At 64.5% G+C, this 21,177-nt stretch carries 19 protein-coding genes and 2 pseudogenes; 5 read left to right on the forward strand and 16 right to left on the reverse strand.

What is annotated here, in order from left to right; translation table 11 throughout:
* Positions 1-171: 171 nt before the first annotated feature.
* The 6 genes and pseudogenes from AC629_RS03680 to radA form a co-directional block, all read right to left on the reverse strand.
* On the reverse strand, positions 172-1,398 hold the full coding sequence (locus AC629_RS03680) for an ABC transporter substrate-binding protein (RefSeq protein ID WP_084803428.1): 1,227 nt from the start codon (positions 1,396-1,398) through the stop codon (positions 172-174).
* A 166-nt stretch (positions 1,399-1,564) separates the two neighbouring features.
* Positions 1,565-2,729 (reverse strand): annotated as a pseudogene (locus tag AC629_RS03685) (NHL repeat-containing protein).
* Between the two features lie 79 nt (positions 2,730-2,808).
* On the reverse strand, positions 2,809-3,549 hold the full coding sequence (locus AC629_RS03690) for an SDR family NAD(P)-dependent oxidoreductase (protein ID WP_084803429.1): 741 nt from the start codon (positions 3,547-3,549) through the stop codon (positions 2,809-2,811).
* 223 nt (positions 3,550-3,772) lie between these two features.
* The gene (purF, locus tag AC629_RS03695; protein ID WP_084803430.1) at positions 3,773-5,296 is read right to left on the reverse strand and encodes an amidophosphoribosyltransferase; all 1,524 of its coding nucleotides are present in this window, start codon (positions 5,294-5,296) and stop codon (positions 3,773-3,775) included.
* Between the two features lie 27 nt (positions 5,297-5,323).
* Positions 5,324-5,953 (reverse strand): CvpA family protein, encoded by a 630-nt coding sequence (locus AC629_RS03700; RefSeq protein WP_084803431.1) that lies wholly within the window; start codon positions 5,951-5,953, stop codon positions 5,324-5,326.
* 165 nt (positions 5,954-6,118) lie between these two features.
* A complete protein-coding gene (radA, locus tag AC629_RS03705) occupies positions 6,119-7,564 on the reverse strand; it encodes a DNA repair protein RadA (protein ID WP_084803432.1) in 1,446 nt (481 codons plus the stop codon).
* Between the two features lie 202 nt (positions 7,565-7,766).
* On the opposite strand from radA, the gene AC629_RS03710 reads away from it, so the two are divergent.
* On the forward strand, positions 7,767-8,924 hold the full coding sequence (locus tag AC629_RS03710) for an ABC transporter substrate-binding protein (protein WP_084803433.1): 1,158 nt from the start codon (positions 7,767-7,769) through the stop codon (positions 8,922-8,924).
* Positions 8,924-10,987, forward strand: a complete 2,064-nt coding sequence (locus AC629_RS03715) for a putative bifunctional diguanylate cyclase/phosphodiesterase (RefSeq protein ID WP_084803434.1) — start codon at positions 8,924-8,926, stop codon at positions 10,985-10,987. Before AC629_RS03710 ends, AC629_RS03715 begins: the two co-directional genes overlap by 1 nt.
* Positions 10,988-10,998: 11 nt before the next feature.
* Here AC629_RS03715 and AC629_RS03720 read toward each other — a convergent pair whose 3' ends face one another.
* The 8 genes from AC629_RS03720 to AC629_RS03755 all read right to left on the reverse strand — a co-directional run bounded on the left by AC629_RS03720 (position 10,999) and on the right by AC629_RS03755 (position 17,084).
* Positions 10,999-11,724: a sulfite exporter TauE/SafE family protein gene (locus AC629_RS03720; protein WP_084803435.1), complete on the reverse strand. Its 726-nt coding sequence runs from the start codon at positions 11,722-11,724 to the stop codon at positions 10,999-11,001.
* A 219-nt stretch (positions 11,725-11,943) separates the two neighbouring features.
* Entirely contained in the window at positions 11,944-12,390 is a 447-nt protein-coding gene (gene rpiB, locus AC629_RS03725; protein WP_074120887.1) for a ribose 5-phosphate isomerase B, read from the reverse strand.
* Positions 12,391-12,460: 70 nt separating this feature from the next.
* Positions 12,461-13,255, reverse strand: coding sequence for a transporter substrate-binding domain-containing protein (locus AC629_RS03730; RefSeq protein WP_084803436.1), 795 nt, complete (start codon positions 13,253-13,255; stop codon positions 12,461-12,463).
* A 19-nt stretch (positions 13,256-13,274) separates the two neighbouring features.
* Entirely contained in the window at positions 13,275-14,033 is a 759-nt protein-coding gene (locus AC629_RS03735) for an amino acid ABC transporter ATP-binding protein (protein WP_084803437.1), read from the reverse strand.
* Between the two features lies 1 nt (position 14,034).
* On the reverse strand, positions 14,035-14,703 hold the full coding sequence (locus tag AC629_RS03740; protein WP_143198885.1) for an amino acid ABC transporter permease: 669 nt from the start codon (positions 14,701-14,703) through the stop codon (positions 14,035-14,037).
* A gap of 7 nt (positions 14,704-14,710) precedes the next feature.
* On the reverse strand, positions 14,711-15,394 hold the full coding sequence (locus AC629_RS03745; RefSeq protein WP_084803439.1) for an amino acid ABC transporter permease: 684 nt from the start codon (positions 15,392-15,394) through the stop codon (positions 14,711-14,713).
* A gap of 10 nt (positions 15,395-15,404) precedes the next feature.
* On the reverse strand, positions 15,405-16,304 hold the full coding sequence (locus AC629_RS03750; protein ID WP_084803440.1) for an NAD(P)-dependent oxidoreductase: 900 nt from the start codon (positions 16,302-16,304) through the stop codon (positions 15,405-15,407).
* Between the two features lie 39 nt (positions 16,305-16,343).
* Positions 16,344-17,084 carry a FadR/GntR family transcriptional regulator gene (locus AC629_RS03755; RefSeq protein ID WP_084803441.1) on the reverse strand — a complete coding sequence of 247 codons (741 nt, stop codon included), beginning with the start codon at positions 17,082-17,084 and terminating at the stop codon, positions 16,344-16,346.
* 167 nt (positions 17,085-17,251) lie between these two features.
* On the opposite strand from AC629_RS03755, the gene AC629_RS03760 reads away from it, so the two are divergent.
* Positions 17,252-17,620 carry a GFA family protein gene (locus AC629_RS03760; protein WP_084803442.1) on the forward strand — a complete coding sequence of 123 codons (369 nt, stop codon included), beginning with the start codon at positions 17,252-17,254 and terminating at the stop codon, positions 17,618-17,620.
* 100 nt (positions 17,621-17,720) lie between these two features.
* Positions 17,721-18,539, forward strand: coding sequence for an SGNH/GDSL hydrolase family protein (locus AC629_RS03765; RefSeq protein WP_084803443.1), 819 nt, complete (start codon positions 17,721-17,723; stop codon positions 18,537-18,539).
* 100 nt (positions 18,540-18,639) lie between these two features.
* Here the strand turns inward: AC629_RS03765 and AC629_RS03770 are convergent, their stop codons facing one another.
* Positions 18,640-19,410 (reverse strand): exodeoxyribonuclease III, encoded by a 771-nt coding sequence (locus tag AC629_RS03770; protein ID WP_084803444.1) that lies wholly within the window; start codon positions 19,408-19,410, stop codon positions 18,640-18,642.
* A gap of 40 nt (positions 19,411-19,450) precedes the next feature.
* On the opposite strand from AC629_RS03770, the gene AC629_RS03775 reads away from it, so the two are divergent.
* The gene (locus AC629_RS03775; RefSeq protein WP_084803445.1) at positions 19,451-19,669 is read left to right on the forward strand and encodes a cysteine rich repeat-containing protein; all 219 of its coding nucleotides are present in this window, start codon (positions 19,451-19,453) and stop codon (positions 19,667-19,669) included.
* 199 nt (positions 19,670-19,868) lie between these two features.
* Here AC629_RS03775 and alr read toward each other — a convergent pair.
* Positions 19,869-21,147, reverse strand: a pseudogene (gene alr / locus AC629_RS03780) (alanine racemase).
* Positions 21,148-21,177 lie beyond the last annotated feature (30 nt).

Raw genomic sequence — 21,177 nt, forward strand, 5'->3', positions numbered from 1 at the left:
CCCAGCTCGGGCGGCCACCCGGGCTGGGCCATTCCTCACGGAACGGCTCAATATAAGCGGTCGGGCTAATACAAGGGTGGGCAAGCGAAGCGTGCCCACCGCTTCCTTAAGCGAAGAAGAGAAGGTGGGCACGGCGCTTAGCGCCTTTGCCCACCCTACAGCAGCGTCAACTTACTTCTTCACCAGTGGGCAATCGCTATCCTTGAGCGGTTTGGCCGCATCTTCCGCAGAGATGGTTGCGACCAGCTTGTAATAGTCCCACGGTCCCTTCGACTCTTCCGGCTTCTTCACCTCGAACAGATAGGCGGGGATGAGGCGGCGGCCATCGGCGCGGAGGGGGCCCTTGCCGAACAGCGGATCGTCGGTCGGTAGCTCCTTCATCTTGGCGACGACCTTGGCGCCGTCATGCGGATTGCCGCCGAGCGCTTCCATCGCCTTGAGATAGTGCAGGACCATCGCGTAGTTGCCGGCCTGAGTCATCGACGGCATCGCGTTCTTGCTGGCGAGCGCGGCGAAGCGCTTCGACCAGGCGCGGGTCTGGTCGTTCATGTCCCAGTAGAAGGACTCGGTGAAAGTCAGGCCCTGGGCCGTCTTGAGCCCCAGCGAATGTACGTCGTTGATGAACAGCAGCAGCGCCGCCAGCTTCTGGCCGCCCGAAACAATGCCAAATTCGGCCGCCTGCTTGATCGAGTTCGTGGTGTCGCCGCCGGCATTGGCGAGGCCAACCACCTTGGCTTTGGACGATTGCGCCTGCAGCAGGAACGACGAGAAGTCCGCGGTGTTGATCGGATGCTTCACGCTGCCGAGCACCTTGCCGCCATTCGCGGTCACGACCGCGGTGGTGTCGCGCTCCAGCGCGTGACCGAACGCATAGTCGGCGGTGAGGAAGAACCAGGTGTCGCCGCCGGCCTTGGTCAGCGCCTTGCCGGTGCCGTTCGCAAGCATATAGGTGTCGTAGGTGAAGGAGATCGTGTTCGGCGTGCAGGCCTTGCCGGTCAGGTCGGCGGTCGCGGCGCCCGAGTTCAGCAGAGCGATGTTCTTCTCCTTGACGAGGTTGTTGACCGCGAGCGCCACACCGGAGTTCGGCGTATCGGCGATCGCATCGACCTTCTCGGTGTCGATCCACTGCCGGGCGATATTGACGCCGACGTCGGGCTTGTTCTGGTGATCGCCGCTCAGCACGTCGATCTTCCAGCCCTTCTTCAGCAGGCCGGAATCCTCGACCGCCATCTTGATCGCGACCACAGAGTTCGGGCCGCCGATGTCGGCATAGAGGCTCGACATGTCGTTCAGGACGCCGATCCTTACAGTTTTGTCTTGGGCGTAGGCAGATGTGGCAAAACCGAAAGCGGCGCAGGCCAGAAGGGCCGCCGAGCGGCGCGCGAACGTCGTCGTCATAATAGGTCTCCTCCATTGTCAAATATGCGGCCGGCTCTCTTGCGGAGCCTTGTTCCGGCTGATGGCTCTACCGTGTCCCGCGGTTTGCGGCAATGCGTCTAAAGCCGGATGACGCTGCGTCGTAGCGTCATACGTCGGTTAACTTTTGCGCAGAGGCGCTGCGGCCCTATTTCAGTGCGTCCGACGTCAGCTTGAATTTCTGGATGCGCTTTCCGGTATCGACCTCGGCGGTATAGACGTTACCATTGGCGTCGATCGCCATGGCATGGACCCAGTGGAATTGCCCGGCATTGCGGCCGTTGTGCCCGAAGCTGCCGACCACGCTACCATCGTCGCGCTTGACGACCCTGATCTCGTTGTTCTCGCCGTCGGCGCTGAGCAGCCAGGTCTGCTTCGGATCGGGCCAGATCGCGATGTCCCACACCGCGCCGTTGCCGAGCGTGTTCTTCTCGAAGAAGAACTCCTTCACGAAGGTGCCGTCCTTCCGAAACACCTGGATACGGTTGTTGATGCGGTCGCAGACGTAGACCAGTCCGTCGTTTGCGAGCTTCACGCAGTGGACGGGATTGCCGAATTGCTGGGAGACCGGAGCCTTGGGATCATAGGCCGCCTGCTTGTCATCGTTCGGCTTGTTGCCGTAGGCACCCCAGTGCCGCTTGTAGGCGAGCGTGCTTGCATCGAAAACGATGACGCGGCGATTGCCATAGCCGTCGGCGACGTAGATTTCGTTCGCTTCCTTGTCGATCGCAGTCTCGGCCGGCTTGCCCAGCTGCGTTGTGTCGTTACTGCCGAGGCTCGGCGCTATTTTTCCGATCTGGGGCGACGAACTTGCCGTCGAGCGTGAACTTCAGGATCGCGTTGTCATTATCGGCATTGCCACCGACCCAGACAAAGCCGCGCTCGTCGACCTCGATGCCATGCTCGCGGCCGACCCATTCATATCCCTGGCCCGGGCCGCCCCAGGACCGCAGCAAATTGCCCTCAGCGTCGAATTCGAGGACAGGCGGCGCCGACGCGCAGCATTTCGAGCGCGGCGGGTTGAGGCTTGCGCCTTTCTCGTCATCGGTCAGGGAGCGCGGGCGATGGATCACCCAGATGTGGCCCTGCCAGTCGACGGTGATGCCGCCGACCTGGCCGAGGATCCAGTTGTTCGGCAGCTGTTTGGGCCAGGAGGGATCGACCGCGAAAGTCGGAACGTCGCCGGCGGTCGCTGCATGCGGAAGCGTGAGCGCGATGGCTGCGATCAGGATAGAGAGGGCGTGAAAGACACGTGCAAGCGCACGGCCGAGGCGTGCACGATCAAGGCCTGCGCGATCATGCCATGGCGCCATGGCAACCTCCCTTTTTTTGGCTTGCGGCTTGCTGCCGCTTGAGCGGCGGCAGTCAATCGCGGGGAGGCACTCGAGTCAATCAGGCTGGCGAGCGGAAGCTCATCAGGCTGCGGGTCTTGTAGTCGTAGAACTTGCCGGTCTCGGTCCAGTCGGGCGCGCACATCGGCACGATGAATTCGGCGACCTGCTCGGGTACATCGAGTGTCGCCGGGTCTTCGCCCGGCATCAGCGTGGCGCGCATGCGGGTGCGGACCGGACCCGGGTTGAACAGGTTCACGCGGAGCTTCGTATTCGCCGTTTCCTGCGCCCAGGCGCGGGCCAGCGTTTCCAGTGCGGCCTTGGAGGCGGCGTAGGGGCTGACATAGGCGGTGGCCTTGTTGGCAGCGCCCGAGGTGATGAACACGGCGCGGCCCGCATCGGACTGCTTGAGCAGCGGCTCCATGCAACGGATCAGCTGGAAGTTCGCGGAGACGTTGACCGCCATGACGTCGTTGAAGGTCTTCAGCTCGATATGGCCGACCGGCGAAGAGGGGCCGAGCACGCCGGCATTGCCGACGAGGATGTCGAGCTTGCCGTAGCGCTCGTGCAGGCCCGCGCCAAGCCGCGCTATGCCGTCGGAATCGGTGAGATTGAGCGGCACCAGCGTGGCGCTGCCGCCCTCTTTCCGGATCTCGTCGTCGAGTTCCTCAAGCCCGCCCTGCGTGCGTGCGGTCGCAACGATATGCGCGCCGGCCTTCGCCAGCGCGAGTGCCGTGGCGAAGCCGATGCCGCGCGAGGCGCCGGTGACGAGAGCAATGCGGTTAGCGAGGAGCTTTGCCATGGCGGGGGTTTTACAGGCGTGGATGGCCGGGACAAGCCCGGCCATGACGGAATTTGGGCCCTTCAGCCTAGTTGCCGCCTGACTGCATGTTGTCGCTGTTGGTTCCGTTTCCCGAGCTATCGGGTGTTACCTTCATACCCTGCCTGAAGGCGAAGATGATGAAGCCGACCAAACACGTTCCACAGAGAACGGCGATGGCCAGCTGCACCGTCGCAGCCTCGCGTCAGCTCGCTTCCGCCAGCAGCGACAATTGCCTCGGCTGCTGCTCGGTCTGGGTCTGGTCGGTGAGGTGGGTCGGATAGGCGCCGGTAAAGCAGTGATCCGAGAATTTCGGATTGGCGGGGTCGCGGCCGGGCTCGCCCATGGCGCGGTACATGCCGTCGATCGACAGAAAGGCGAGCGAGTCAGCGCCGATGATCTCGCGCATCTCCTCCAGCGAATGCGTCGCGGCCAGGAGGCCACCGCGGTCGGGCAGGTCGATGCCGTAATAGTCGGGGTAGAGGATCGGAGGCGAGGCGAGCCGGAAGTGCACTTCCTTCGCGCCGGCATCGCGCATCATGCGCACGATCTTCCTCGAAGTGGTGCCGCGCACCAGTGAGTCGTCGATCAGAATGATGCGCTTGCCTTCGATCGCGGCGCGGTTCGCCGAATGCTTCATGCGCACGCCGGATTCGCGGATCGCCTGCGTGGGCTGGATGAAGGTGCGGCCAACATAATGGTTACGGATGATGCCGAGCTCGAACGGAACGCCAGAGTGCTGGCTGTAGCCGACCGCGGCGGGCACGCCGGAATCCGGCACCGGCACGACGACGTCGATCGGCACATGGCTTTCGCGCGCGAGCTGCGCACCAAACGCCTTGCGCACCTCGTAGACCGAGCGGCCGTGGACGATGGAGTCCGGACGGGCGAAGTAGATGTATTCGAAGATGCAGGGGCGGGGCGCCATCGGCGGGAACGGCTTGTGGATGTCCTGGCCGTTCTCGTCGAACACGATGACTTCACCCGGTTCGATATCGCGGATGAAGCGTGCGCCGATGATGTCGAGCGCGCAGGTCTCGGACGTCAGGATCGGGCAGCCATCGAGCTCGCCGAGCACCAGCGGGCGGATGCCGCGCGGATCGCGCGCGCCGACCAGCTTCTTGTTGGTCAGCGAGACCAGCGCATAGGCGCCTTCGATCTCGCGCAGCGCGTCGATATAGCGCTCGATGAAGCGGCTGCGCCTGGAGCGCGCGACCAGGTGCAGGATCACCTCGGTGTCGGTGGTCGACTGCATCATCGCGCCGTACTTCACGAGCTCGCGGCGCAGCGTCAGGCCATTGGTGAGGTTGCCGTTGTGGGCGACCGCAAGGCCGCCGGCATTGAGCTCGGCGAACAGCGGCTGCACGTTGCGCAGGATGGTGGCGCCGGTCGTGGAATAGCGGACATGGCCGACGGCCATATTGCCGGGCAGGCGGTCGATCACCTCGCGGCGGGAGAAGGTGTCACCGACAAGGCCAAGGCGGCGTTCGGAATGAAATCGGCTGCCGTCGTAGGAGACGATGCCGGCGGCCTCCTGGCCGCGGTGCTGGAGGGCGTGGAGCCCGAGGGCGGTGATCGCTGCGGCGTCTGGGTGTCCGTAGATGCCGAATACGCCGCATTCCTCTCGCAGCGTATCTCCCTCCAGGTCGTCCTGAAGCTCTAGCGCGGCTGGGCCCAATCCAGCCTTTGCGTCGAGATCAAGTTGGGCGTCCTGGTCAGGGTTTCGCATCTCGTCCGCGCCTCTCTTTAGGGCCAATCAACGCGCCGCAGGTTTCTCGATCAGCTTTTTCAAGCTGTCACGAGCAGGTTTACTGTATCCGTCGCCATTGCCCGAAGGCTGCTGCTCGGAATCAGCTTGATCATCATCTGGTTTGTTTTTCTTGAATCTCTTCAAGATGGTGTTCTCGGGGTCATCCGGCAAGAGGGACATCAGCCAATCCCCGGTTCCCTGGAGAACGACGCGGGATTTGGCCCCAGTGACCCAGTCCGGGCGCTGCTTGTCCGGAACCAGCCAGGTGAAGAACAGGAAGGCGACCACGACGATCAAAAGCCCGCGAGCAAGGCCGAACAGGAAGCCGAGGGTGCGATCCAGCGCGCCGATCCGCGAGTCGAGGATCATGTCGGAGATCCGGACCGTGATCACGGAAACCACGACCAGGGTACCGACGAATACGCCGGCGACCACAACCACGCTCGCGACGGTGTCGTTGTTGAAATAGGTCTTTGCGGTCGGCAGCAGCTTCGAGAACGAGTACAGCGTCACGATCGCCGCAGCGCCCCAGGCCGCGATCGACAGGATTTCGCGCATGAAACCGCGGACCATGGCGAGCAGGCCGGAGATCAGCATCACACCGAGCAGGATCAGGTCGAGGAGTGTTACTGGCATCGGCTGGTCTGGTCCGCTCGTACTCTCAGAGGTTCAGCGAATCGGTGTTTGGCCGCCGCCCTAACTGAGGGGCAGACAGCGTTCCCGGCAAGGCCGCAACCACGCAATCCCATGCTGCTTTTGTGACGGCTGTATAGCGGTAGGGCCCGGGGACGTCACCTCCAGCTAACCCTCTCCGCGGCGGAATCTTGCCGGTGTGGCATTTTTCTCCGCGGGTGCGTTCTGCTCGCCGCGGCGGGAGCCTCGGGCGGCGATCTCGGCGACCAGCGTCGTCAGGCTGCCGACCGCGTTGAGCGTGAGCCCGGCGTCGCCGCTGGCTTCGCCGCGCGCCGATTCGGGCAGCACGGCCCGTTTGAAGCCCAGTTTCACGGCTTCCTTGAGCCGGGCCGGCGTCTGCGCCACCGGCCGGATGACGCCAGAGAGCGAAATCTCGCCGAAATACACCGCATCGGTGGGTAACTGCGCGTTAACCAGGGACGACACCAGCGCGGCCGCTGCGGCCATGTCGGCCGCAGGCTCGTTGATACGCAGGCCGCCCGCGACGTTCAGATAGACGTCGTGGCCCGACAACTTGACCCCACAATGGGCCTCCAGCACCGCCAGCACCATTGAGAGCCTGCTCTGATCCCAGCCGACCACGGCCCTGCGCGGGGTGCCGAGCGAGGTCGGCGCGACCAGCGCCTGCAATTCGACCAGGACCGGCCGGGTGCCTTCGATACCAGCAAACACCGCAGTTCCGGGCGTACCGAGATCGCGCTCCGACAGGAACAGCTCCGAGGGGTTGGTGACCTCGCGCAGGCCAAGGCCCGTCATCTCGAACACGCCGATCTCGTCGGTCGGGCCGAAGCGGTTCTTCACGGCGCGCAGGATACGGAATTGCTGCGAGCCTTCGCCCTCGAAGGACAGCACGGCATCGACCATGTGCTCGACCACGCGGGGGCCGGCGATCTGGCCGTCTTTGGTGACGTGGCCGACCAGGATGATGGCCGCGCCGGTCTTCTTGGCGAAGCGGATCAGGGCCTGTGCCGAGGCGCGTACCTGGGTCACCGTGCCGGGCGCGGATTCCACCGTGTCGGTCCACATGGTCTGGATCGAGTCGATCACGATCAGCCGCGGGACCGCGCCCTCCGACAGCGTCGAGACGATGTCCTCAACCGAGGTCTCGGCGGCAAGCTGTACCGGCGCATCCGATAGCCCGAGCCGCTCGGCGCGCAGCCGCACCTGCGCGACCGCCTCTTCGCCGGAGATGTAGACGATGCGGTGCCCGGCGCGTGCCATCATGCTGGTTGCCTGCGTCAGCAGCGTCGACTTGCCGATGCCGGGATCGCCGCCGACCAGCAGCACCGAACCGCGAACGAAGCCGCCGCCGGTGACACGGTCGAGCTCGGTCATGCCTGACGACAGGCGCGGCGCATCGGGGCTCTTTCCAGCAAGGCTCTCCAGCGCGAACGTCCGGCCCTTACGCTTGGAGCGGATCGACACCGGCACGCTACCGGCCGTGTCCTCCTCCGCGAGCGTATTCCACTCGCCGCAGGACTCGCACTTGCCCTGCCAGCGGTTATAGGCCGCGCCGCAGTTCTGGCAGACAAAGGAAAGCGTGTTCTTGGCCATGAGGATCGCGAGTCGGAGTTCTCAGGTTTGCTGATAGCACGGAATGGCGGGCTGCGAGGGCGACCGCCAGCGCCTCAATTAGCGCAATTCACCGTAGCCGATACACCCTTTGTTAGCGCTAAGCCGCAGCGTCGCGCCAGACTTTGCCAAATGTTAGCGGACGCAGGTCCAATTTCGGAGCCAATACGGGGTGGCGAAACAAATGACGGGACTTTTGCGCGTATTGCTCGTTGTGGGCATGGCCTGCGGTGTTCTCTTGCCGTGTGGCGGCGCTGTTGCGGCCGACGCGAAGCGTCTCAACATCGTTTTCGTCAGCCCCGGCAAGAGCGGCGAGGTTTATTGGGACATGGTCGCGCAGGCCATGCAGGCAGCCGGCCGCAAGCTCGACGCACATGTCGAGGTGCTGACCAGCGAACGCAATTACCGCACCATGCAGGAGCTCGGGCTCGGCGTGCTGGCCCGTGTCGACAAGCCCGACTTCCTCATTCTCTCGAACGAGGAATCCGCGGCCGTGACGGTGCTGGAAGCGGCCGAGGCGGCCGGGGTCAAGACGCTGCTGTTGTCGAACACGCTGATCGGCGACGATGCTGCGCGTCTCGGACCGCCGCGTCGGACGCTCAAGACATGGCTCGGCGATATCACGACTGATCTTCAGACGGCGGGCGCGCGGATGGCCAATGCCCTGATCGACGCCGCGCGTGCCGGGAAGTGGCAGAGCCCGGACGGCAAGATCCACATTCTCGGCATCGGCGGCGACGAGATCACGCCGGCCTCGATCGCCCGCAACGCGGGTCTCAAGCTTGCGGTGCAGGCCGCGCCCGATGTCGTGGTAGACCGGATGCTGTTCGCCAATTGGACGCAGTCGGAGGCGGAGCAGCTCACGGCGAATTATCTGAGCTGGGCCTCGCGCAAGGGGATTCGGCCCGCCGGCATCTGGGCTGGAAACGATCCGATGGCGCTGGGCGCTATCAACGCCGCCGCGACGGCAGGCCTCGCGCCAGGCCAGGACATCCAGGTGGTCGGCCTCAACTGGTCGGAGGACGCACTGCGCGCGATCGGGGCGAATCGTCTGCTTTTGACTGACGGCGGGCATTTCCTGCTCGGCGGCTGGTCGATCGTGCTGCTCCGCGACTATGCCGATGGTTGCGATTTCGCAGCCGCTTCGCCCCACGTCGAGGTCAAGACGTCTGAGATCACTCGCACAAACCTTGCCTCGGTCGGCGACCTCATCAGGACCCGTGCCTTCGACCGGATCGATTTCGCGGGGTTCAGGGCCAAAGCAGGACGCTGCGGCCATTACGACTTCTCCATCGATGCGCTCATCTCGTCACTGGCGCCTCTGGAAGGTGCTGCTGACTGATGCGAAGCGATAACGACATGACCGACCCGGTCTGCAACGCGCAGGCGGCGCCCCCACGCTCGCGCTCGGTGGTCCGCGCGATGATCTGGGCCACGGTGCCGGTGTTGCTGGTAGTGCAGCTGCTCGCCTCCGCCGGCGTCGAGGTCTCGAGCTTCTGGTCGCAGATCCGGCAACTCGATGAGCGCACCGCCCGTACGGCCGAGAGCCGCGCCGAGCTGATCGCCGAGCCGCTCTGGAAGATGCGTTACGACCAGGTCACGAGCGTGCTCAACGAGATCCTGCACGACGAGACAATCGCTGCGGTGGCGGTCTATGACGATACGGGCGTTGCCATCGCCCGAGTGGTGGCACGTCCCTCGGATCAGGCGGTCTCGGAGGTTTCTCGTCCGATCGAGTACCGCAACGGCAACATCGCCGTTGAGGCCGGCCGCATCGTGATCGCCTATTCCTACGCGACGATCTACGCCCACACCGGCAGCCGGCTGTTGCTGCTTCTCGTTGTCGGCCTGCTCGCAACGCTCGCGACAGTGGTCGCGATGCGGATCTCGGCGAACATCTTCATCGGCAAGCCGCTCGCGGCAATCATGTCTGCGATCCAGCGCAGCAAGCAGGATGGCCGCGCCTATCCGGCGGAGGTCAGGTCGTCGAACGAATTCGGCCAGCTCGCACATGCCTTCAATGCCATGCAGCACACGACGTCGGGCGCGCTGGACCGGCTCGGGCACATGGCCTCGCACGATCCGCTCACGGGGCTGCCCAATCGCCGCTCGCTGTCCGAGCGCCTGGTGACCTTGAGCCGCGATGCCGGCTCGCCGGACTCCCTGATCGCCTTCTGTTTCATCGATCTCGACGACTTCAAGGGCATCAACGACACCTTTGGGCATGACGCCGGCGACAAGTTCCTGGTTCACATTTCCGAACGTCTGCGTGAAGCGGTTGAGCCGGAAGATTGGGTCGCGCGGCTCGGCGGCGATGAATTCGTCGTCATCCGCCCCGAGGTCAGCAACGCTGCGACCGCGCAGGCATTCGCGCGCCAGCTGCTGGATGCGATTTCAGAGCCGATCCGGCTGCACGACAAGCAGGTCGTGCCGCGCGCCAGCATTGGCCTTGCCGTGCGCCGCGCCGGAGATCCCGAGCTGTCGCATCTGCCGGCGCTCGCGGACATCGCGCTCTACCATGCCAAGAGCAAGGCGCCCGGTACCGTTGCCGTGCTGGACGAAGCGCTCCAGCGCGACTATCGCCGCCGCCGGGATCTCGAGCTCGCCATTTCCGCCGGCTTCGCCGAAGGGCAGTTCGAGGTCTGGTATCAGAGCCAGGTCGACCTCGAGAGCCATCGCGTCGTCGGCCTGGAAGCGCTCATTCGCTGGCGCCATCCCGAACATGGCGTGATCAGTCCGGGGGAGTTCCTGCCGCTGATCGAGCGCAGCGGCAATAACGCGCGGCTGACCCGCTATGTGCTGACTGACGCCTGCCGCGCGCTGCAACGCCTGGCTGCCGCCGGCAAGCCGCAGATCCGGATCGCGATCAACCTGCCGCCGTCCGAGCTTGCAGACCATTCGTTCGCCGCCGAGCTGCACGCGACATGCGCGCGCCTCGGTGTCGCGGCCTCATCGCTGGAGCTCGAAATCACCGAGGGATCGCTGATCAACAACATCGCCTGCGCGTCCGAGACGTTGCACCGCCTGCGGCGTCTCGGCGCAACCATTGCGCTCGACGATTTCGGCACGGGCTACAGCTCGCTCGCCCATCTCAGGCGTTTCCCACTGGACAAGGTCAAGATCGACAAGGCCTTCATCAGCGAGATCCCAGACAGCGGCGAAGACAAGGCGATCGTCGGTGTCATCGCATCGCTCGCCGGCACCTTGGGGCTAACGCTTGTCGCGGAAGGCATTGAGCGCGCCGAGCAGGCGCGGGCAGTGCGCGAGATGGGCGTGAGGCTCGGACAGGGCTTTCTCTACCAGCAGCCGCAGCCGCTCGAGGCGGTGCTGAAATGGCTCGAGGCGGCGCCCTCAAGTAGCGTTCTCGCCGACAGCCCATCGATTGCACCCGAATTTGCCGCCTGAGCGCTGCGCGATCAGGGCTGCGTCGCATTCCAGAGCATGGAGATGCCGGCTGCGATCATGATCGCGTCCATCACCAGGCGGAACACGTCCGGCTTCAGGTGCACCACGAAGCGTTTCGCGATGAAGGCGCCTGACATTAGCGAGGAGCCTGCGATCAGGCCCTTGATGAAGACGTCGCCGGTCAGCGCGCCGAAACGCTCGAAGGTCACGGATTTCGCGAAGTAGAGGCCGAGCGAGGAGGCGGCCTCGGTTGCGAGGAAGGCACCTTTGCTGAGGCCGTAGAACAGGAACAGCGGCACACTGAGCGGGCCCGTCGAGACGACGATGCCGGTGAGATAGCCGATGATCGCCCCGCCGAACGCGAGATGCCAGAGATTGGCCTTGAGATGGTGCCGCGCCAGCCAATGGCGCAGCGGCACCATCGCGATCAGGAAGATGCCGATGGCGAGATCGACGGTGTGCGAGGGCAACGCCAGCAGCGTGCGCGCACCGAGCGCTGCCGCCGGAATGCCCGTGACCGAATAGGCAGCGCAGGCCCGCCAGTCGACCTCGCGCCACCAGGCCAGGATCCGCGAGAAGTTCGCCATCACGGAGGCGACCGCCATGATCGGCACGGCTTCCTTCGGCCCATAGGCATAGACCAGCACCGGCATCAGCATGATCGACGATCCGGTGCCGACGATGCCTGAGATGGTGCCGGCGATGAGGCCGACGGTGAGGACGAAGAGAAAGGCCAAGGACGGAACCCCGGGAATCGGAGCAGTCTAGCCGGAGGGAGTGGTACGGGTGAATGGGGCTGCCAAATATTCGCCAGGACGATATTGGGGAATATCGCGCGAAATTGCTTCAACTTCGTCATTGCGAGCGCAGCGAAGCAATCCAGACTGTCGCCGCGGAAAGACTCTGGATTGCTTCGCTACGCTCGCAATGACGGAAGATGAGCAGCCGCGCGGTCCTCAGCCTTGCTCGTCCATGACGCGCAGCTTCTCGACGCGGCGGCGGAAATCCTCGTCCGTCGAGAATTCGGCCGAGAGATAAGATGAGACCAGATCCACGGCGAGCCAGGCGCCGACGATCTGCGCGCCGATGCACATGACGTTGACGTCGTCATGTTCGACGCACTGGTGGGCGGAATGGACGTCGTGGCAGACCGCGGCGCGGATGCCCTTCATCTTGTTGGCCGCGATGGACGCGCCGACGCCGGTGCCGCACACCATGATGCCGCGGGCGGCTTCGCCCGAAGTCACCTTCTGCGCCACGGCCCGCGCAATGTCGGGGAAGTCCACCGGCTTGTCGTCATAGGAGCCGACATCGACGACGTCGTGGCCAAGGCTGCGGATGTGATCGATGACGGTCTGCTTGAGCGGCCAACCGGCGTGGTCGGATCCGATGACGAGACGCATATGATTTCCTTCTCTCGAATTTGCATTGACCGTGACAGCCGGAAAACGGCTGTCACGGCTTCTCTCTGGTTCAGCCACGCATGTCGGGCGGCAGCTCGACGCCGTGGAATTTCTTGTAGATCGCGTTGAGCTTGCCGTTCTTGACGTTCTCGGCGATCCAGGTGTTGAGCTTGTCCATCAGGCGCGGCTCGCCCTTCTTCAGGCCGATCGCGAGGTCGAAGGTCGCCAGCGGAATTCTGGAATCGAAGACGCGCGCGGGATTCTTCACGCCGATCTGGTTGATGATCGTCGCGGACGAGCCGACGCAGTCGACCTGCCCGGAGACGGCCGCCGTCACCATGGTGGCGTCGTCATCATAGCGGGCGATCTTGAGGTCCTTGTCCTTCATGTTGGACAGGGCCGTATCCTGCGTCGTGCCGCGCGAGACGCCGATCGACTTGTCTTTCAGGTCGGGCCAATCCTTCACGGTCGACGACTTCAGGCAGCCGATGTCCGATTGCAGCGTCGCGTAGCGCTTGGTGAAATCGATCACCTTGGCGCGATCCGGCGTCACCGACAGGGTCGAGATGATGATGTCCGCTTTGCCGGTCAGGACGTTGGGGATACGGGTCGCGCCGGTGGTCTGGATGAATTCGAGCTCGAGCCCCCAGTCCTTGGCGAGCAATTGCGCCACCTCGACGTCGGAGCCGGTCGGCTTCATGTTGCTGTCCATCATGCCCGAGGGCGGAATGGCGACGTCGGTCGAGATGCGGATCTTCTTGGCCTGCATGATGTCGTCGAGCAGGTCGGCCGATGCCGGCGTAGCGGCCATCATCACAAGGCCGCACAGCGCGGCTGCCGCTCCCAGCAGTTTCTTGTTTGTCATTCCTGGTTCTCCTCTCCTGTTATGATTTCAGGTTTCCTGTGCCGACGAACTGCATGAGCTCGGGTGTCGTTGGCGATGTCAGGATCGAGGCGGGTCCGGTCTCGTGGACCTTGCCGCGATGCATGAAGACGATCCGGTCGGCGATGCCTTTGGCAAAACCCATCTCGTGGGTGACCATCACCATGGTCATGCCGTCAGCCGCCAGCTGCTCGATCACCTTCAGCACCTCGGCGGTGAGCTCGGGATCGAGCGCCGAGGTGACTTCGTCGAACAGCATGACTTTCGGCTGCATGGCGAGCGAGCGGGCGATCGCCGCACGTTGCTGCTGGCCGCCCGAGAGTTGCTCGGGATAGGCATGCAGCTTCTCCTCGAGCCCGACCTGCGCGAGCACCTTGCGCGCGAGGTCCCTGGCCTGCGAGGCAGCCATGCCCTTCACCGCGCAGGGGGCGAGGGTGATGTTCTGCTCGATGGTGAGGTGCGGAAACAGATTGTAGCTCTGGAAGACGATGCCGACGTCCTGGCGCAGCGCGCGTAGATCGACATCCGGACGGTCGACCCGATGCCCGCAAACGACGATTTCGCCGCCGTCGACCTTCTCGAAGCGGTCGATGCAGCGCAGCGCCGTGCTCTTGCCGGAGCCAGAGCGGCCGATGAGCGCCAGAACTTCACCGCGCTCGACAGCAAAGGAGACGCCATCGAGCACGCGGAGCGCGCCAAAGCTCTTCTGCACGTCGCGGAGCGACACGATCGGTTCGGAGGGGGAGGGGTTTTGCTGCATGTCAGGCTGGCGCGAGGTTGGACCTGCCACGTCCCATCCGCCGTTCCAGCCTCTGGCTGAACAGCGACAGGGGATAGCACATGGCGAAATAAACGACGGCGATGATGGCGTAGATGGCGAACGGCTCGAACAGCGAGTTGTTGACGATCTGGCCCGAGCGCATCAGCTCGACGAAGCCGACGACGGAGGCGAGCGAGGTGTTCTTGATGATCTGCACCATGAAGCCGACGGTGGGAGGCGTCGCGATGCGGATCGCCTGCGGCAGGATCACCTTCATCATGCGCTGGGTCCGGCTTAGCGCGAGGCCTTCGGCAGCTTCCCATTGCGGCTTCGGCACGGACTCGATGCAGCCACGCCAGATCTCGCCGAGATAGGCGGCGACATAGAGCGTGAGGGAAGCGCCGGCGGCGGCAAGCGGCGAGACCTGGAGGCCGATCGCGGCGAGGCCGAAATAGCCGAGAAACAGGATGACGAGCAGCGGCGTGCCCTGAACGAGCTGAACATAGACGGCGCTGGCGAGCCGCACGGATCTGAGCGGCGATATTCGCGCCAGGGCGATCACGAAGCCGACGATGCCGCCGCCGATCAGTGCAATCGTTGACAGCCCAATCGTCCACAGCGCGCCCTGGCCAAGGAACATCAGATGATTGATGTTGAGATGTCCGCCCATGGTCATCTCACAACGGCGTGCCGAGCCGGCGCCGGCGCGGAAACAGCACGAGGCCAAGGCCCCAGAAGCCCGCGCGCATGATCAGCGACAGGATGACGTAGAGCACGGCGACGATGATGTAGGTCTCGAACGCCCGGTAGGTGTCCGACTGGATGTAATTGGCGACGGCGGTGAGCTCCTCGGCCGAGATCTGCGAGCAGATCGAGGAAGCCAGCATCAGCAGCACGAACTGGCTGGTCAGCGCCGGATAGACCTTCTCGACCGCCGGCAGCAGGATGATATGCCAGTAGATCTGGAGGCGCGACAGCGCCAGCCCCTCGGCCGCCTCGATCTGTCCGCGCGGGATCGCCTCGAAACCGGCGCGCATGATCTCGGCGGTGTAGGCGCCGACATTGATCGTCAGCGCGGCCACGGCCACCGTGAAGGCGGACAATTTCAGCCCCAGGCTGGCGAGGCCGAAATAGACCAGGAAGATCTGCACCAGCAGCGGCGTGTTGCGGATGGCCTCGACATAGACCTTGCAAGCGCCCGAGATCAGCGCGTTGTGCGTGCCGCGCCCGACCGCCGCGAGCGTGCCGAGGAGGGCGCCGAGCACCGTCGCGAAGGCGGCAAGCTCCAGCGTGAGGGCGGCGCCGGCCAGGAAACTCGGCCAACGCTCCAGCACTGCGGGAAAGTCGAGTTGGAGGCTCATAGAAGTCGGGTCAGCCGGTCACCTGGTTGGTCATGCGGTCATAGACGCGGAACAGCGCCTGGTTGCCGTTGTTTCCTTCGCCGTGCGCGCGCGCATCGACATATTGGCTGGTGACGAGCGCGGTGCCGGGCAAAGGTACGCTCAGCGCCTGCGCGTGCTCCTGCACCAGGCGGAGGTCCTTCAGCATCAGGTCGATGCGGAAACCGGCGCCGACGTCGCCCTCGATCATGGAGGGGCCGAGCTTGTCCAGCATCCACGACGCCGCTGAGCCGCCGAGCAGCACCCGGCGCAGCAGGTTGAGATCGACACCCGAGGCGCGTCCCAGTGCGAGCGCCTCGCAGATCGCCTGGATGTTGATGCCGCAGATGAGCTGATTGCAGAGTTTCACGGTCTGGCCGGCGCCGGGCGCGCCGACATGCGTGATGGTCGTGCCCATTGCGCGGAAGAATGGCTCGGCCTGGGCGAAGGCGGCCGCATCGCCGCCGGCCATAATCGAGAGCGCGGCGTTCTTGGCGCCCACCGGCCCACCCGAGACCGGCGCGTCGATGAAGCTGACGCCGGCCGTCTTCAGGTCGGCGTAGATGCGGCGGACCGCGACCGGCGAGATCGTGCTCATGTCGACGATGAGCTTGCCGGGCGGAGGAGACTTCAGGAGGCCGTGCTCGCCATAAATGGTCGCCTCGACATGGGGCGTGTCGGGCAGCATGGTGATGACGATGTCGGCGCCTTGCGCTGCATCGGCAGGACTCCTGGCGCGAACGGCGCCTGCGTTGACACTATCGGCCAGTGCGGCCTCATTGAGATCGAAGACGTGAACCGAGTGCCCGGCCACCAGAAGGTTGCGGACCATCTCGCGGCCCATCGTCCCGATGCCGATGAAGCCCACATTGCCCTTGTCGTTCCGTCCCATGGCGTTCGCCTGCTTCCTGGTTGATGGGCCCGTCCGCGATCAGCGTGAGGCGCTTGTCTTGTCCATGTCGCCGACGAGGGCGCGCCGCCGGTATTCGTCGCCGATGGCAAAATGCTTGCGCAGCGTCGCGTCCGCCCGCTCCGGATCGCGCGCGATGACTGCTTCGAAGATGCGCCGGTGATCGTCGATCAGATACGTCTTCATTGACGGAAAGGCCTGCACCAGCTCGCGGCGGCTGCGATGCGAATGCGTCAGCAGGCCCGCCATCGAACCGTGCAGAACCGTCAGCGTCTCCGAATGCGATGCCACGACGATGGCGCGATGGAATTCGAAGTCGGCCATGCCGCCGGCGTCCGCCTCGTCGATCGTCTCCCCGATCTTCGCGAGCGCGCGCTGCAGGCGTTCGAAATCGGCAATGTTGGCGCGTTCGCAGGCGAGCCGGATCGCCTGACATTCGATCGCGACGCGCGCCTGCATGACGTCGTCGAGCATGTCCGCCTGCTGGGCCAGCGCGAAGGTGAAGAAGTCATTCAGAACAGAAACGTCCGGCCGGGTTACGACCGTGCCGATGCGGTCGCGGATCTCGACAATGCCGAGCACGGTGAGGGCGCGTAGCGCCTCGCGAACGATCGGCCGGCTGACGCCGAGCTGGGTGGCAAGCTCGCGTTCGGAGATCAGGCGGTCGCCGGGCTTGAGCGAACCCGCGAGCAGGCGCTCGCGTAAGAAGGCGAACACCTTCTCGAACCCTTTTTCGCCTTCGGCGGCCCGTTTGAGCTCCATCCTCGTCTCTTTTGGTCTGATCTTGGTCAGACCAGTATTATGACCAGAAATGGACGTCAAGGGGCTGGTGTCCGCGAACGAGGCTCCGTGAACGACCTGCGCTGCTGACAGCATGTTGGCAGCAGGGACTGGCTACGACCATCTCCTGACAAAATGGAGAGCGGGTCATGCCGATCGAGGCAAGCTGTCATTGCGGTGAGACGGTGTTCGAGGTGACGGAGGCGCCCTCCAGCGTGACGCGCTGCACCTGTTCGCTCTGCGCCAAGCGCGGCGCGTTGTGGGCCTATTACACGCCGGCGCAGTTTCGCCTGCTGTCTCCTGCGGACAATGTGGCGACCTATCTTTGGGGCAGTCGCACGGTGAAACATCATTTCTGCGCGAGCTGCGGCTGCGGCACCTATTCGGAGTCGCCGGACTGGTCGACCGGCAAGCCCGACTTCGACAATCCCAAGGTCGGCGTCAATGCGCGCCTGTTCGACGATTTCGATCTCGAGGCTGTGCCGGTGAACGTGATCGACGGCAAGAATTTGTGGTGAGCACGCAGCTTCACGCGTGTCTGCCGGACGTCCATCCCCTTGAGGCGATCCTGAAAAGCTGATCTGTTCCGGCCCAGAGAGAAAAAGGCGAGGGAAGCCCATGATGCGTCGTCTTGCGCGAGTCATGCTCGCGGTCGTTATGGCCGGTGTGGCCGGCTTCAATGCGGCGCAGGCGCAGACCAAGCCCAAGGTCACGACGCTCGGACCTGACTTCCCCAAGGCGGCATTGTTCGTCGGCAACAGCTTCTTCTACTTCAACAACGGCATGCCCGGACATCTCTCCTTCATGGAGCGGGCCGCGGACGCTGCCAACAAGGCGGCCTATCGCAACACCATGGCTACGATCGGGGGCTCGGGCCTCGACTGGCACGACATGGACAATCTGCTGCGGCCGGGTGGCATCGGCGCCTATTCCTTCGACGAGCAGAACAACGTCGTCTTCAACAAGCCCGGCAGGCAGTTCGACGCGGTCGTGATGATGGATTGCAGCCAGTGTCCAATTCATCCGCAGCTGAAGGACGCGTTCGCCACCTTCGCCAAGAAAGACAGCGAGATCGTCCGTGCCCACGACATGCGGCCGGTGCTGTTCATGTCCTGGGCCTATGCCGACAAGCCGGAGATGACCGAGGGATTGGCCGAAGCCTACACGCTCGCCGGCAATGCAAACGATGCGCTCGTCATTCCCGCAGGTCTCGCCTTTGCGCGCGTGCGCAAGCTGCAGCCGGAGCTCAATCTCTACGCGCCCGACAAGCGGCATCCGAGCCCGGCCGGCACGTATCTCGCGACCTGCGTGACGCTTGCCGCGCTGACGGGACGTTCGCCGGTCGGGAATACCTACACGATGGGATTGGATCCTGAGACGACGCAGCTTCTGCAAAAGGCGGCCTGGGACACCGTGCAGGAATATTACGGACGCTAATTCGCAGGGTGGGCAAAGCGAAGCGTGCCACCAATTCTGTGTCGCGATGCGATGGTGGGCACGTCGCTGGCGCGCCTTTGCCTACCCTACGGCATCGACGTTATTTCAGCACCACCCACGCCGGCGCGTGATCGCTGGCGCCGTCCTCGCCGCGAACCTTCTTGTCGACGCCAGCCGTTGCCAGGCGCGAGGCGAGGGCAGGGCTGAGCAGCAGATGATCGAGCCGCAGGCCCGCATCGCGCGGCCAGCGGTTTCGCTTGTAGTCCCAGAAGGTGTAGATGCGCTGCTCCGGGTGCAGCTCGCGGATCGCATCGCACCAGCCTTGTGCGACGAGTGATGCGAAAGCGGCGCGACTCTTCGGCTGGATCAGGGCGTCCTTGTCCCATGAGCGCGTCGGATAGATGTCGATCTCCGTCGGTGCGACGTTGTAGTCGCCGGCAAGCACCACGGGCAAATCCTGCTTGATGAAGGTTTTGGCGTGGCGCTTGAGCCGCGCGAACCAGTCGAGCTTGTAGTCGAACTTCGGTCCCGGCTGCGGATTGCCGTTTGGCAAGTAAATGCTGGTGACGATGACGCCGCGCACCGCCGCCTCGATGTAGCGGGCTTCGTGATCCCCCGGCTTTCCCGGCAAGCGGTCGCGAGTGAGAATGGGCTCTGCGCTGCGGGCAAGGATGGCGACGCCGTTCCAGGTTTTTTGTCCGTGCCAGACCGCGCCGTAGCCGGCCTTTTCGATGGCGGATGCCGGAAATTCGCCATCACTTGCCTTCAATTCTTGAAGCGCGACGACATCGGGCTTCGATGCTCGCATCCATGCCAGCAGATTGGGCAGGCGGCGGTTGATGTTGTTGATGTTGAATGTCGCAATCTTCATGTAGAGCTACCGGCCCCTGCCTTCTGCCACCGGAGATACAATGTCCAAGTTGAGCTTTGCCGCTATCGTCGTCGCCGCTGCCTTCTCCGGGACCGCCTCGGCACAATCGTCCGATCCGCGCGGCGCGTGCAAGGCGGACTACGACAAATTCTGCGCCGGCATCGCGCCGGGTAGTGGCAAGATCATCGCCTGCCTCAATGGCAAGCGCGATCAGCTCAGTGCGACTTGCAAGGCGGCGCTCGACAGCCGGAAGAAGTAAGCAGCGAGATTCGTGTCCCGGACGCGGCGCAGCGCGCATAGCGCGGCGAAGACGCGCGTAAACGCGCTTATGGCGGTGCGACGCAGAGCCGGGACCCAGAACGCGACACGGTAATGCGGATAGATGGGCCCCGGCTCTGCAGCGCACTACGCCGCAAAGAGCGGCGCACTGCGCTGCGTCCGGGGCACGAGAGCGTCGGTTAGCTCGGCAGCGGCGGCGGGCTCGCCAGCTGTTCGAGCGGCTGCGGGGAGGACGGCTGTTCGGCCGCCGATACTGGAGCCGGTTTTGCCGGCGGCTCCACCACGTTGCCGCCCGTGTAGACGCGGGCGTAGCGGTGTCCGAGGCTGGTGAGCACCTCATATCCGATGGTGCCGAAATGATGCGCGAGTTCGTCGACGGTGATGCCCTCGCCGAGCAGCGTCACCATGTGGCCGCGCCGCACCGCGTTGGGCGGCAAATCGGTGATGTCGATTGCGATCAGGTCCATTGAGACGCGGCCCGCAACCGGGCAGCGCTTGCCGGCGACGATGACCTCGGCGCCACGGGTGCCGTCGTTGGAGCTGGCGGCGCGGAAATAGCCGTCGGCATAGCCGACCGCGATGATCGCGAGCTTGGTCGGCCGCCGCGCGGTCCAGGTGCCGCCATAGCCGACGCTCTCGCCGCGCTCGACATTGCGGGTCTGCACGATACGGGCCTTGAGGTCGACCACCTGCTGCATCGGATTGTCGGCCTCCGGCGTCGGGTTGACGCCGTAGAGCGCTGCGCCCGGCCGCACCAGGTCGAACTGGAAGGGCGCACCCAGGAAGATGCCCGACGAATTGGCGAGCGCCGCCGGCACGCCGGAGAATTCGCTGGCTATGGCGCGGAAGGCGGCGAGCTGTTTTGCGTTCACGGGGCTGTTGAGCTGCTCGGCCGAGACCAGGTGGCTCATCACCAGCGTGATGCCGTGATCGCCGGCATTGATGCGTGGGATGATCGCCTGCGCTTCCGCAAGCGTCAGCCCGAGCCGGTTCATGCCGGTGTCGATGTGGATCGCGGCGCCCCCGGTCCAGCCGGAGCGGCGGCAGAACACGTCCCATTCGGCGAGTTCGTTGAGATCGCCGATCACGGGACGGCAGTTGATCTTGGCGTAGTGTTCGCCGGTGTTCTGGAAATAGCCCCCGAGCACGTAGATCACAGGCTCCGGCACGGCTTCGCGCACCGAGCGCGCTTCTTCGATCGTTGCGACGAAGAAGGTCTTGCAGCCGGCCTTGTTCAGGGCGCGCGCGACCTGCGCCGCGCCGCAGCCATAGGCGTCGGCCTTGATCACGGCCGAGCATTCGGCCGGCACCGCGGTCTTCTCGAGCTTGCGCCAGTTGGCTATGATGGCGTCGAGGTCGACGGTGAGTACGCCGCCATAGGGGGGCGAGCGCGGCGGCCTGATTGGCCTCCGCGGAGAGAAGGCCGGATTGCTGGATCATTTTCGGGTCGGACGCCATGTTCATGGCGTCGTTTTACGCAAGAGGCAG

It is taken from the genome of Bradyrhizobium sp. NAS80.1 (assembly GCF_001908205.1).
GTDB lineage: Bacteria > Pseudomonadota > Alphaproteobacteria > Rhizobiales > Xanthobacteraceae > Bradyrhizobium.